The sequence below is a fragment of the Pseudomonas sp. GXZC genome, from assembly GCF_026967615.1.
Taxonomy (GTDB): Bacteria; Pseudomonadota; Gammaproteobacteria; order Pseudomonadales; family Pseudomonadaceae; genus Aquipseudomonas; species Aquipseudomonas azotoformans_A.
Map to the genome: position 1 here is coordinate 3645451 of NZ_CP114115.1, position 13640 is coordinate 3659090.

The 13640-nt window shown below is 61.8% G+C and carries 11 protein-coding genes and 3 pseudogenes; 13 read left to right on the top strand and 1 reads right to left on the bottom strand.

Annotated elements, in window-relative coordinates; all coding sequences use genetic code 11:
- Positions 1-3: 3 nt before the first annotated feature.
- A complete protein-coding gene (glyA, locus tag OZ428_RS16925; protein ID WP_009683820.1) occupies positions 4-1275 on the bottom strand; it encodes a serine hydroxymethyltransferase in 1272 nt (423 codons plus the stop codon).
- A gap of 133 nt (positions 1276-1408) precedes the next feature.
- Here glyA and OZ428_RS16930 point away from each other — a divergent pair, with 133 nt between their 5' ends.
- The 13 genes and pseudogenes from OZ428_RS16930 (at position 1409) to OZ428_RS16990 (ending at position 13632) form a co-directional block, all read left to right on the top strand.
- A complete protein-coding gene (locus OZ428_RS16930; protein ID WP_029380371.1) occupies positions 1409-2308 on the top strand; it encodes a LysR family transcriptional regulator in 900 nt (299 codons plus the stop codon).
- Positions 2309-2696: 388 nt separating this feature from the next.
- Positions 2697-2930, top strand: a pseudogene (locus OZ428_RS16935) (amino acid ABC transporter substrate-binding protein); the annotation flags it as partial.
- 158 nt (positions 2931-3088) lie between these two features.
- Complete coding sequence (locus OZ428_RS16940; RefSeq protein ID WP_269130592.1) at positions 3089-4570, top strand: APC family permease; 1482 nt, start codon at positions 3089-3091, stop codon at positions 4568-4570.
- Positions 4571-4624: 54 nt separating this feature from the next.
- Positions 4625-6124, top strand: a complete 1500-nt coding sequence (locus OZ428_RS16945; protein ID WP_255752124.1) for an aldehyde dehydrogenase — start codon at positions 4625-4627, stop codon at positions 6122-6124.
- A 13-nt stretch (positions 6125-6137) separates the two neighbouring features.
- Positions 6138-7820, top strand: a complete 1683-nt coding sequence (locus tag OZ428_RS16950; RefSeq protein WP_269130593.1) for a choline dehydrogenase — start codon at positions 6138-6140, stop codon at positions 7818-7820.
- A gap of 60 nt (positions 7821-7880) precedes the next feature.
- The gene (locus tag OZ428_RS16955; RefSeq protein ID WP_047150112.1) at positions 7881-8888 is read left to right on the top strand and encodes an Ldh family oxidoreductase; all 1008 of its coding nucleotides are present in this window, start codon (positions 7881-7883) and stop codon (positions 8886-8888) included.
- Positions 8889-8905: 17 nt separating this feature from the next.
- Positions 8906-10483 carry an aldehyde dehydrogenase (NADP(+)) gene (locus OZ428_RS16960; protein ID WP_049696799.1) on the top strand — a complete coding sequence of 526 codons (1578 nt, stop codon included), beginning with the start codon at positions 8906-8908 and terminating at the stop codon, positions 10481-10483.
- Positions 10484-10604: 121 nt separating this feature from the next.
- Positions 10605-10817, top strand: a pseudogene (locus OZ428_RS16965) (GntR family transcriptional regulator); the annotation flags it as partial.
- A 4-nt stretch (positions 10818-10821) separates the two neighbouring features.
- Positions 10822-11361, top strand: coding sequence for an enolase C-terminal domain-like protein (locus tag OZ428_RS16970; RefSeq protein ID WP_198528928.1), 540 nt, complete (start codon positions 10822-10824; stop codon positions 11359-11361).
- 177 nt (positions 11362-11538) lie between these two features.
- Positions 11539-12219: a cupin domain-containing protein gene (locus tag OZ428_RS16975; protein ID WP_004574802.1), complete on the top strand. Its 681-nt coding sequence runs from the start codon at positions 11539-11541 to the stop codon at positions 12217-12219.
- Positions 12216-12434, top strand: coding sequence for a hypothetical protein (locus tag OZ428_RS16980; protein WP_269130594.1), 219 nt, complete (start codon positions 12216-12218; stop codon positions 12432-12434). Before OZ428_RS16975 ends, OZ428_RS16980 begins: the two co-directional genes overlap by 4 nt.
- On the top strand, positions 12383-12835 hold the full coding sequence (locus OZ428_RS16985) for a hypothetical protein (RefSeq protein ID WP_269130595.1): 453 nt from the start codon (positions 12383-12385) through the stop codon (positions 12833-12835). The genes OZ428_RS16980 and OZ428_RS16985 overlap by 52 nt, the downstream gene beginning before the upstream one ends.
- 21 nt (positions 12836-12856) lie before the next feature.
- A pseudogene (locus OZ428_RS16990) lies at positions 12857-13632 on the top strand (SDR family NAD(P)-dependent oxidoreductase).
- The last annotated feature ends 8 nt before the right edge of the window (positions 13633-13640 follow it).

Consider the following 13640-nt stretch of genomic DNA (forward strand, 5'->3'; position numbering starts at 1 on the left):
CCCTTAGGCATAGATTGGGAAGTCGGCAACCAGTTTGGCAACTACTGCGCGGCTCTTCGCGATGACGGCGGCACGGGTAGTTTCGTCAGCAACTTGTGCATCGAAGATATCTGCGATCAGGTTGCCGATGACTTCGAACTCTTTGGCACCAAAACCTCGAGTAGTACCCGCTGACGAACCCAGGCGCAGGCCTTTCCACTCTGATGGCTTGGCGCTGTCGAACGGAATCGGGTTTTTGTTCGAGGTGATGTTGATTTCCGACAACGCGTCCTGCGACTGCTGACCGGTCAGATCCTTGGACGAAACATCTACCAGAACAACATGAGTATCAGTGCCGCCACTGACGATGCGTACACCACGCTTCTGCAGAACTTCTGCAAGCAGGCGAGCGTTCGCTTTGACGTTTGCACCATAGGTCTTGAATTCATCGGTCAGAGCTTCACCGAGGCACACTGCTTTACCGGCGATGGTTGCCAGGTGTGCGCTGCCTTGTACGCCTGGGAAAACAGCCGGTTGAAGCTTCTTGAAGAGGTCTTCGCGGTTGGTCATGACCAAGCCGCCGCGAGCACCACGGAGGGTCTTGGTGGTGGTGCAGGTCACGATGTCTGCGTGTGGAATCGGCGAAGGGTGCACTCCAGCAGCGACAAGTCCGGCAAAGTGGGCCATGTCCACCAGGTAAGTTGCGCCAACCTTATCGGCAATCTCTCGCATACGCGGGAAGTCGATTTCACGTGGGTAAGACGAGCCACCCGAGATGATGAGCTTCGGCTTGTGCTCCAAGGCCAGAGCTTCGACGTTGTCGTAGTCGATTCGGCCAGTTTCGCGATCTACGCCATACGAAACGATGCTGAACCAACGGCCCGACTGGTTCGGCTTTGCGCCGTGGCTCAGGTGCCCACCCGAAGCCAGATCCAGGCTCAATACTGTGTCGCCTGGTTGCAGAAGTGCAAAGAACACAGCTTGGTTGGCCTGGGTGCCGGAGTGTGGTTGCACGTTCACGAAGCCGCAGCCGAAAAGTTCTTTTGCGCGGTCAATGGCAGCTTGCTCGACAACGTCGGCGAAATCAGCGCCGCCGTGGAAACGCTTGCCTGGGTAGCCTTCAACGGTCTTGTTGGTGATGACCGAACCGATGGCCTCCAGAGAGGCGAAGCTCACCGAGTTCTCAGAGGCGATCAGTTCGATCTGGCCTTGCTGACGTTTTTTCTCGTCTTGGAGAGCTTTGAAGATCAGCGGGTCGCGCTCAGCAAGATTGTCGTTGAAGTAGGAGTGGGTCATTACGGCGTTACCTTTGTTGGGGTTTTTTTCAAACCTATACCCTGTCCCAGATCAAAAAAAGCGAATAATATTTCAATAATACGTAAGCAATACTTAATGATTTTCTGAGATGTCGCTTTTTAGGGGAAACTTGATGGATATCAGTAAGTTGCGTGCCTTGAGAGAGCTTGCGGTACGTAAGACCATGGCAGCCGTTGCTGAAGCGATGCACGTATCGCCATCCGCTGTCTCCCAGCAGATTTCGCTGTTGGAGCAGGAGGTGGGGATCGATCTGGTAGAACGGCGCGGGAGAGGCGTAGATCTGACCATCGCTGGCAGAAAGCTCGTTGAGCGAGCCAATAGGATCTTTGAAGAGCTCGAATCCGCTAGGGCCGATATGGCCGAGTTGAAAAAGGTCGTGGCTGGAGACCTGAGGATTGCTGCATTTCCCTCAGTTGCAGCAGCGTTGATGCCCAAGACAATTCAAACACTCCATGCCACTCATCCTCGCCTGGAGGTGCTGTTTGAGGAAATGGAGCCTGAGGAAGGGATGAATGCTCTGCGCAGTTGGCAGACAGATATTGCGCTGATCGATGACTTGAACGTACCACCCGGCCTGCTTGACCCCAGTATCGAAATCACACCACTCATCGAAGACGTGTTCAACGTGATGATGTCGCCTGATCATCGCTTAGCAGTGATGGAGACTGTCACGTGGCAGGATCTTGAGCATGAAAACTGGGTGATGGATACAGCCTCCTCCACTTACACCAGGATGTTGACCGATGCTTGCCAGAAATCAGGGTACACGCCCAACATCATCGCGCGTTGCAAGGGATTCGAGGTTACCAGAGCGTTAGTTAGCGAGGGGTGCGCGATTGCCATACTCCCTGGACTTAGGGCTCGTAAAGATTTACAGGGCACACGAATTTGTCGACTGGAACCAGAGATTCGGCGCCGCATATCCATTGCATTTCGCAAGGGTGAGAAGAGGAGCCCGGCGCTTCAGGTGTTCGTACAATGCCTAGAGCAACACGCGGCTGAGATTCGGTGACCCCCCTAAAAATCAACATCATAGTGGCGTGTAGCCGCATTCGTAAGCTTAGCTTACGTAATATTGTAAAATTATTCGCTTTTTCTCTTTTTCTATAGGCGCTAGGTTGATCTCAACCGGGAGGAGACTCTCGGTTGGGCACACTCAATTGCTGATCCTGACATTCAGTAATTCGGTAGGTCTGACGGTGCTTCATATTTCGCCCCGGAAACGGGGCTTTTTAAAAATAAAAAGAGGGCAGCCTATGCCACTTAAAAAATCTTCTGATTGTTTCTCTGGGCCGTAGTGGCCTGTCTGATGTTTTCTGCCTCTGAGAGTTGGTTGAGTACCTGCTAGAGCGTCATCTCTTGGGCGGAATGTCTCTGCTGCAATCCATGAGAGCAATAACATGAAAAATGAAAACAAGATCTTCAAAGTTGGCCTGACAGTCGCAGCACTGACGCTGAGTTCGATGATGTCAATGGGTGCCATGGCCGGTACGACGCTCGACAATGTCAAGAAGAAGGGATTTGTTCAATGTGGTATCAGTGATGGCCTGCCAGGCTTCTCTTATACCGACCCCAAGGGTAATTTTCACGGATTCGATGTAGATGTTTGCAGGGCTGTTGCTGCAGCCGTCTTTCCCGCTTGACCGGCGAGAAGGAAAACGGATTTCACGGCGCGTACCGGAGCAATCCGGAAACGGCGCAGGGTGCAGATTGGAAACAATCGTATACAATATAAAATAATGGGCCTTCCCCTTTGTTTAGCTGCCAAAAATAACTACAGGAAGCTGAAACGATGAATCATACCCAGCAACCCGAGGTGCGCTCCGCCGATGCCCTAGCGCTCGGCGGCGGTAGCAACCACGGTCTGAAACGCAACACCCTCGGCGTTACGTCCATCGCCTGCTTCATCATCGCGGCGGCCTCGCCGATGACCAGCGTGGTCGCCGTCGTGCCGATCATGCTCAGCATCGGCAGCGGCGTCGGTTCGCCGGCGGCCTTCATTCTTGCTGCGTCGATCCTGATGCTGTTCGCCGTGGGCTACGTGGCCATGGCCCGGCATGTCAGCAATGCCGGTGCGCTCTATGCCTACGTGACCCTGGGCATGGGCCAGTTGACCGGCCTGGGCACGGCGGCCCTGACCATCTTTTCCTATACGGCGATCCAGGTCGGCCTCTATGGCGGCTTTGGCTTCTATGCGGCCGAGGTGATCCTCCAGGCCACCGGCGTGGCCGTGCCCTGGTGGCTGTGCGCAGCGGTGGCGGCGGCCGCCTGCCTGTACCTCGGCGTCAGTGGCGTGCATTCCGGCGCGCGGGTGCTGGGCTTCCTGATGAGCTTCGAATGCCTGCTGCTGTTCGTCCTGGCCGGCGGCATGCTGCTGAACAGCCCAGCCGAAACCTCGTTCAGCCTGGCGCCCTTCGCACCGTCGGCGTTGCTCAGCCCCGGCCTGGGCGTGGCCCTGATGTTCGCCTGCGTCACCTTCAGCGGCATCGAGGGCAGCGCGATCTACAGCGAGGAAGCCCGCGACCCGAAACGCACCATTCCCCGCGCCACCTACTTTTCGGTGTTCTTCATGGCCGCCATCTACAGCGGCGTCACCTGGCTGATCATCTGCACCCTGGGCACCGATCACGCCGTGGAGATCGCCACCAAGGAGTCGGGCAAACTGGTGTTCCGGGTCAGCGACATGGTCCTGGGCGGCTGGGCCACCAGCTTCTTCAATATCTTCATCGTCACGGCGATCTTCGCGGCCATGGTGACCATCCACAACAACATCGCCCGCTACCTGTACTCCCTGGGCCGCCAGCATCTGGTCTGGTCGCCGCTCGGCTACACCGGACGCAAGGCGCAGACCCCCTACGTCGCCTCGATCGTGCAGACCGTCAGTGCCGTGATCTGCGTCGGCTTCTTCGCGGTGATGGGCCTGGACCCGTACAACGTGCTGTACGCCAGCATGACCGGCATGGGCGCGATCGGCCTCGTCCTGGCGCAGACCATCGCTAGCATCGCCATCTTCGTGTTCTTCCGCCGCACCCGCTGCGACCAGCGCTTCTGGAATGCCTTCCTGGCCCCGCTGATCGCCGTCGCCGGCCTGTGCGTCTTCCTTTACTACGCGCTCAGCAGCGTGGAGCTGCTCCTGGGCCTCAGCGGCACCTGGGCTAACCTGCTGGCGGCGCTTGTGTTCATCGTGTTCGCCGCCGGCTGGGCCTACGGCTTCTACGTCAAGCGATGCCATCCAGCCAAGTACGAACGGATCAAGTCGGTGCTCTGCGAGTAACCCGGTCCAGCCATGCCCGTGCGGCAGTCACCTATCCAGCAATGAGGAAACAGCATGACCAACACTCTTCGCCCCAACTTCGCCGAGCGGGCCAAGGCCCAGCGCTTCCAGACCAGGGCCTTTATCGATGGACGCTTCGTCGATGCCCTGGACGGAAAGACCTTCACTACCGTCAACCCGGCCAACGGTGAAGTCCTCACCCGCATCGCCGAGTGCGACGCGGCGGATGTCGAGGTGGCGGTAGCGGCCGCCAAGGCGGCGTTCGAGGACCGGCGCTGGGCCGGCCTGGCGCCGAAGGAGCGCAAGCGTGCGCTGTTGCGCCTGGCCGACCTGGTCGAGCAGCACGCCCAAGAGCTGGCCCTGATCGAAAGCCTGGACAACGGCAAGCCGGTAGACGACGCCCTGGCCGCTGACCTGCCGGACGCCATCGAGACCCTGCGCTGGCACGCCGAGGCCATCGACAAGCTCTACGACCAGAGCTCGCCGACGCCCGGCGACCTGGTTTCGCTGGTGGTGCGTGAGCCGGTCGGCGTGGTCGGCGCGGTGATCCCGTGGAACTTCCCGCTGGCCGTCCTGGCGATGAAAACCGCCCCGGCCCTGGCCGGCGGCAACTCGCTGATCGTCAAGCCCGCCGAGCAGACCACCCTCAGCGCCCTGCGCTTCGCCGAACTGGTGGCCGAGGCCGGGATCCCGGCCGGCGTATTCAACATCGTCACCGGTTTCGGCGAGACCGTCGGCCAGGCCCTCGGTCGCCACCCGGACGTGGATTGCCTGAGCTTCACCGGCTCCACCGAAGTCGGCCGCTACTTCCTCAAGTACGCCGCCGAGTCCAACCTGAAGAAGGTCATCCTCGAACTGGGCGGCAAGAGCCCGGCCATCGTCATGGACGATGTCGATGACCTGCAGCCGATCGTCGAGCAACTGGCCATCGGCATTCTCTTCAGCCAGGGCGAAAACTGCAGCGCCGGTTCGCGCCTGCTGGTCCATGAGAAGGTCAAGGGCCGGCTGCTGGAAGCGCTGGTCGAGCACTTCAAGACCTGGACCGTCGGCGATCCGCTGGTCGAAGGCACGCGCATCGGTGCGCTGATCGACGAGAAGCACATGAACAACATCCTCGGCTACATCAAGGCGGGCGTGGAGGAGGGTGGGCGGATCATCCTCGGCGGTCAGCGCATTCGCCAGGAGACCGGCGGCTACTACATCGAGCCGACCATCTTCGACGACGTCAGCAACCAGATGACCATCGCCCGCGAAGAGATCTTCGGCCCGGTGCTTTCGGTGATCACCTTCTCCAGCGTCGAGGAGGCCATCGCCATTGCCAACGACACCCCCTATGGCCTGGCCGCATCGCTCTACACCAACAACCTGCACACCGCGCACAAGGTGTCCCGCGCCATCCGTGCCGGCACCGTGTCGGTCAACTGCTTCTCCGAAGGCGACCAGTCGGTGCCGTTCGGTGGCTTCAAGCAGTCCGGCTTCGGCGGTCGCGAAAAGTCGTTCCTGGCCCATGACCAGTATTCCGAAGTGAAGACGATCTGGATCCAACTGAAATAATGAGGCGCGGCAAATGAGCAAGAACGAGTTCGATTACATCGTGGTCGGTGCCGGGTCGGCGGGGTGCGTGGTGGCCAACCGCCTCAGCGCCGAACGCACCACCCGGGTCCTGCTGCTGGAGGCCGGGCCGCGCCACGATAGCGTGATCCTGAAGATGCCCGCCGCCCTGGGCCTGCCCCTGGAAAGCAAGCGTTTCAACTGGGGCTTCAAGAGCGAGCCCGAGCCGGGCCTGAACGGCAACCGCAGCGACCAGCACCGTGGCCGGGTGCTTGGCGGTTCGTCGTCGATCAACGGCATGGTCTTCGTCCGCGGCAACCCGCTGGACTTCGACGGCTGGGCGGCGGCCGGGCTGCCCGACTGGTCGTACAGCCACTGCCTGCCGTACTTCAAGAAGATGGAGACCTTCGACGGTGGCACGGACAACTTCCGTGGTGGTTCCGGGCCGCTACACGTGCACCGCTGCAAGGCCGACAACCCGCTGTACCAGGCCTTCCTCGGCGCCGGCCAGGACTACGGCCTGCGCCTGAACCCGGACCAGAACGGCGAGCGCCAGGAAGGAGTCAACGTGGCCCAGGCCTCGACCTACAAGGGCGAGCGCTGGAGCACCGCGCGTGGCTACCTGGACTCGGCCGCCGGGCGCGACAACCTGGTGGTGAAAAGCCGCGCCTTCGTCACCGGCCTGGTGTTCTCCGGCAAGGCCGCGGTCGGGGTGAAGTACGAGATCGATGGCGTCGAGCAGATCAGCCATGCCGCCAAGGAAGTGATCCTCAGTGCCGGTGCCTTCGGTTCGCCGCAGTTGCTGCTGCTCGCCGGCATCGGTGATCAGGACGAGCTCAAGGCCCTCGGCATCGAGCTGCGCCACCACTTGCCCGGGGTCGGCAAGAACCTGCAGGACCACGTGGCCGTGGCGATCCAGTATTCGACGCCCAAGCAGGGTGTGTCGCCGACCCGCGCGCTGTCGCCGCTCGGGCGGCTGTTCGTCGGGGCGCGCTGGATGGCCGCGCGCAGTGGCCTGGGGGCGTCCAACTACTTCGAGGTGGGGGCGTTCTTCCGTGGCAACGACCAGGTCGAGTACGCCAACCTGGAGCACGAATTTCTCCCCATGGTGGGCGAGTTCTACCGCGGCAAGGCGCGCATCACCCCGGGCTTCCAGTACTTCACCAGCGTCATGCGCCCGGCCAGTCGTGGCAGCGTCACCCTGGCCTCGAAGGATCCCAAGGCCGATCCGCTGATCCGCCTGAACTTCCTCACCGCGCCGGGCGACCTGGAGCAACTGCGCGAAGGCCTGCGCAAGACCCGGGAAATGATCGCCCAGCGCTCCTGGGACGAACTGCGCGGCGAGGAGCTCAGCCCCGGCAAGCACCTGCAGAGCGATGCCGAGCTGGAAGCCTGGATCCGCGACAACGCCGGCACCACTTTCCACGCCTGTTCCACCTGCCGCATGGGGGTGGACGAGATGGCGGTGGTCGACCATGACGGCCGCGTCCATGGCATCGACCGGCTGCGCATCGTCGACGCCTCGGTGTTCCCGGCGCTGACCACCGGCAACACCAACGCCCCGACCATCATGCTGGCGGAAAAACTGTCCGACCACATCCTCGGCCAGGTCGCTGCGCCGATGGAAGTGTCGGCCTGGCGCGAAGCGCTGGCGCCGGCCCTGGACAAACCCGGACTGCCTGCCGGCATGCCCCACTGACCCTGCCCCGGTCCGGCGGCGACCCGTTCGCCGCCGGACATCCTGATGGAGAAACGACTTTTGGCGCGTCTTGCTTTGAGCGAGGTGGACAGCCTCGCCCGCGCGGTGCTCGAACTGCACGGTTTCAGTCGCGAACAGGCGCTTGCCGTGGCGCGGACCATGGTCTGCGGACAACGGGATGAGTGCGCTTCCCACGGCGTCTACCGCCTGCTGGTGTGCATCGCCACGCTGAAGGCCGGCAAGGTCGACCCGCGCGCCGAGCCGCAGGTGCATGACCATGCGCCGGGCAGTGTGCGGGTGGATGCCGCCGGTGGCTTTTCCCAGCTGGCTTTCGACCGCGGTGTACCGCTGCTGCGGCGCAAGGCGGTGGACAACGGCGTGGCGGCCCTGGTGATCAACCGCTGCGTGCACTTCTCGGCGCTGTGGGTCGAGATCGAGACCCTGACCGACCTCGGCCTGGTGACCCTGGCCTGCAACCCGAGCCATGCCTGGGTCGCTCCGGCGGGCGGGCGCGGGCCGGTGTTCGGGACCAATCCGATCGCCTTCGGCTGGCCGCGCCCGGGCAAGGATCCGTTTGTCTTCGACATGGCCACCAGCGCCATTGCCCGTGGCGATATCGAGTTGCACCGGCGTGCCGGCAAACCGGTGCCGCTGGGCTGGGGCGTATCTGCCGACGGCGAGCCGACCACGTCGGCCGAGGCCGTGCTGCAGGGCGCCATGCTCACCTTCGGCGGGCACAAGGGCTCGGCCCTGGCGGCGATGATCGAACTGCTGGCGGGGCCGCTGATCGGCGACCTGACCAGCGCCCAGTCGCTGGCCCACGACGCTGGTGCGGGAGCCTCGCCGTTCCATGGCGAGCTGATCCTGGCCTTCGACCCCAGGCGCTTTCTTGGCGAGCGCTACGAGCATTACCTGCACAGCGCGGAAACCCTGTTCGACAGCATCGAGCAGCAGGGTGCCCGCCTGCCTTCCGCCCGGCGCTACGAGGCGCGTCGGCGCAGCCTGGCGCAGGGCGTCGAGATCAACGATGAACTGCTGGACGAACTGAACGCGCTACTGCATCGGTAGCGCCTGGAGAACATGTGATGACGGCTATATCAGGCAAGAACTTCATCGCCGGTGCGCGTTGCGCCAACGGCACCACCCCCCATCGCAGTGTCGATGCCAGCACCGGCGAGGCACTGCCCTGGACCTTCTGGCAAGCCAGCGCGGAGGAAGTGGACCAGGCGTGCGATGCCGCCGCTGCGGCGGCGGCTCGATTCCGCAGCACCAGCCCCGGGCAGCGAGCCGATTTCCTCGACGCCGTGGCCGCCGAGATCGATGCCCTGGGTGAGGATTTCGTGGCCATCGTCTGCCGCGAAACCGCACTGCCGAGTGCCCGGATCCAGGGTGAGCAGAAGCGCACCACGGGCCAGTTGCGCCTGTTCGCCGAAGTGCTGCGCCGTGGTGATTTCCTCGGCGCGCGGATCGACAGCGCATTGCCGGAGCGCCTGCCGCTGCCGCGGCCGGATTTGCGCCAATACAAGATCGGCATTGGCCCGGTGGCGGTGTTTGGCGCGAGCAACTTCCCCCTGGCCTTTTCCACTGCGGGCGGTGATACCGCCTCGGCCTTCGCCGCCGGTTGCCCGGTGGTGTTCAAGGCCCATAGCGGGCATATGGCGACCTCGGAACTGGTGGCTGGCGCCATCACCCGGGCGGTCGAGCGCTGCGGCCTGCCGGCGGGGGTGTTCAGCATGATCTACGGGAGCGGGGTCGGCGAGCAATTGGTCAAGCACCCGCGGATCAAGGCCGTGGGCTTTACCGGCTCGCTCAAGGGCGGCCGTGCCCTGTGCGACATGGCCGCCGCGCGCAAGGAGCCGATCCCGGTGTTCGCCGAGATGTCCAGCATCAACCCGGTGATCGTCCTGCCCCGTGCCGCCGAGCGGCGTGGCGTGGTCATCGCCGGGCAACTGGCGGACTCGATCGTGCTCGGCTGCGGCCAGTTCTGTACCAATCCGGGGCTGGTGCTCGGCCTGCGCTCGCCGGCCTTCAGCGCCTTCGGCGAGGTGCTCGGCAGCGCCCTGCAAGGCAAGCCGGCGCAGACCATGCTCAATGCCGGCACCCTACGCAGCTACCAGTGCGGTTCGCAGCATCTGCAGGACACTGACGGAATTCGCCTGCTGGCGGAGGGCGCGGCCGACGGGCAGGCGCCGGCCCGCCTGTTCGGCGCCGATCAGCGCCTGCTGCTTGAAGGCGATGAAGTGCTTCAGGAAGAGGTGTTCGGCCCGGCATCGGTGCTGATTGCCCTCGATGACAAGGCCGCACTGCTGCGTGGCCTGGAGGCCATGCAAGGTCAGCTGACGGTGACCCTGATCGGCGATGACGAAGACCTGGAGGCCTTCGCCGAACTGATCCCGCTGCTGGAGGACAAGGCCGGGCGCCTGCTGGTCAACGGCTACCCGACCGGGGTCGAGGTGGCCGACGGCATGGTTCACGGCGGGCCTTACCCGGCCACTTCGGATGCGCGCGGCACTTCGGTCGGCAGCCTGGCGATCGAGCGCTGGCTGCGCCCGGTGTGCTACCAGAACTTCCCGGACAGCGCGCTGCCCGATGCTCTCAAGCGCGACAACCCGCTGGGCATCACGCGCCTGGTCAATGGCCGGGCGAGCACGGCGGCGGCCTGACATATCCTGTACCTGCTCCGGGCTACCGGGGCAGGCGCGGATCGGGCTATGGTGCGGGCTGAAAAATTTCGTATAAAATATTCGAAGTCCGCCCTGGAGAAAAACCACCGTGTCTCTTTTCTTGAAAAACGTCCCCAACCTGGGCATTGCCCCTTCCAGCTCGGAGATCATCCTGAAGCACCTGCGGGACGCGATTATCAAGGGCGAGTTGCCGGAAGACGAACCGATCCGCCAAGACGAACTGGCCAAGTCGTTCAACGTCAGCAAGATCCCGGTGCGCGAGGCGCTCAAGCGCCTGGAGTCGGAAGGGCTGGTGGAATTCCACCGCAACCGCGACGGTGATCGTCGCCGACTCCAACGGCGGCTGGTCGCTGGCCAGCGCCAAGCTGGCGATCCAGGGCATGGCCGGCTTGCCGGTGTATGTCGAGCAGCCGTGCCGCAGCACCATTGACTGCATCCTCGCTGCCCGCGGCTCGAGCCTGCCGCTGGTGCTGGACGAATCCATCGTCAGCGCCGACGAAGTGTTCCGCGCCAAGTACGAGGCCAACGCGGTGTCGGTGAACATCAAGTTCGGCAAGCTCGGCGGCCTGACCAACCTGGTGCGCGCCCGCGACCTGCTGCAGGATCTGAACATGGCGGTGTCGGTGGAGGACATGTGGGGCGGCGACATCATCACCGCTGCCACCAGCCACGTAGCAGCCACCACCCGCCCTGAAAGCCTGCTGATGACACCGTTCTTCAACGACTGGACCGACGGCCACCTGGCCCACTACCAGCCGCGTTCGCAGGGCGGCTTCGGCAGCGCGCCGACGGGGCCGGGGCTGGGCATCGAAGTGGATGTCGGCCGGCTGGGGGCGCCGCTGTTCAGCGTCGAATAAACGGTTCTTGTTGGGGACGATAGAGAATTCGGAAAAAATCGTACGCTAAGCTTCGCGAGTTCTTGTAACCAATTCATTGTTTTTTCAATGGATGAAAGAAAATGGCGAAAGCTATTTGACAAACAAATCGGGATCTTATAACTTACCTACCAAGTAGTCGGTAGATGAAATAAAGCCATGAAACTCAATTCAGATCTTTCGCAGCGTGTTGTCGTCGAGCCTTCAAGCTTACAGTGGGTCGATTCGCCAGCGACCGGGATTCAACGCCAGTTACTGGAGCGTGATGGCGACGAAGTGGCGCGTGCCACCTCGATCGTGCGATACGCGCCGGGCTCCGCTTTTGAAAATCATAAGCACGACTTGGGCGAGGAGATTCTGGTCCTGGACGGCGAATTCAGCGACGAATCCGGGACCTTCGGGCCTGGGACTTACATCAAGAATCCACCAGGTTCTTCGCATGCACCGAGCTCCGCGACGGGTTGCACGTTGTTCGTCAAGCTGCGCCATCTTGATCTAGCCGACAGCCAACGCACCGTGGTCGACACCCGTAACGGCCCCTGGTTTCCAGGCCTCGTGCCGGGTCTGTCGGTGATGCCACTTTCTGAGTTCGACACACAACATACGGCTTTGGTGCGCTGGGCCCCGGGGACACGATTCAATTCGCATCGTCACTACGGCGGTGAAGAAATCTATGTGTTGGAAGGCGTCTTTGAGGATGAGTTCGGAAGCTACCCTACCGGCACATGGATGCGCAGTCCGCATTTGAGTGCTCACCGTCCCTTCAGCAATACAGGCTGCACCATCCTGGTCAAGACAGGCCACCTGCCAGTCGCCGAATCAAATGAGGCGCTTGCATGAAGCATTTCTCCGAAATCTCGCCGACCGCCGAGCGGGTGGTCGATGCCGCTGAAGGGTTGGTACAGCAGCACGGCTACAACGGCTTCTCATACGACGACGTGGCCCAGTTGGTAGGCATCAAAAACCAAGTATCCACCACCACTTTCCCAAGAAGGGTGAACTCGTGGCCGTGGTCGCACAGCGCTACACGCACCGGTTTCGTGAGGAGTTGCTGAGCATCGAAGGGCAGCATGCGAAAGCGCCTGACAGGCTAACTGCGTATGCGGCACTTTTCGAACGCACCTTCGCCAAGGACCGGCGCCTTTGTGTCTGCGGCATGTTGGGTGCCGAGTCGGACTCGCTGCCGGACGCCGTTGTGAGCGAGGTCGAGCGATTCTTTAAAGTCAATCTCGACTGGTTGACTCTTGTCGTTGCCGATGGTCAGCGTGCCGCGCTGATCACCTCGAATTCCACCCCAGAGGCTCTCGCAGAGGCATTCTTGTGCGCGTTGGAAGGCTCGATGATGGTGGGCCGTGGCATGCGGTCGTCACGCGGACCTACAAGTTGGAAACACTTTTCTTTCCACCGTGTTGACCTGAGGTCGGCACTTTTTTTGCAACACAACCCTACCATTTAGTTGGTAGTTAAGGAGATTATTATGAGTACTGAATTTAATGGCAAGAAGTTGTTGGTCATCGGCGGCACTAGCGGGATGGGACTGCAAACTGCCCGCATGGTTCTTGAGCAAGGCGGAAGCGTCGTCATCGTCGGTCACCGTGAAGACAAGGCCGAAGAGGCCCGCAAGGCGCTGTCGTCGTTGGGCACCGTGACCGCCCTGACTGCCGATCTCTCGCGAGCCGAAGATGTGAAGCGACTCCTGCATACCATCGATGAACACCACAAGGACATCAATCTTCTGGTCAACGCGGCTGGGGTGTTCTTCCCGAAGGCGTTTCTTGAGCACACGGAAAGTGATTACGAACAATATTTGACGTTGAATAAAGCGTTCTTCTTCATCACACAAAAGTCGTGGCCAATCTCGTGGCCAGCGAGCGTCCCGGCGCCATTGTGAACATCGGCTCGATGTGGGGCAAGCAGGCGATTGCGGCTACGCCGTCGTCCGCGTATTCGATGGCAAAAGCAGGTTTGCATTCGCTGACCCAGCACCTTGCGATGGAGCTGGCATCCAAACAAATCAGGGTCAATGCCGTTTCTCCGGCGGTTGTCGAAACGCCGATTTACGAGGGATTCATACCCAAGGCCGAGGTTCATGGCGCCTTACAGGGATTCAACAGCTTCCACCCAATCGGCAGGGTTGGGACGCCACAAGACGTCGCCGAGGTCATCCTCTTCCTGTTGTCGGACAAGGCAGCATGGGTGACGGGCGCAATCTGGGACGTTGACGGCGGCGTGATGGCCGGGCGTAACACATAATGGGGGAA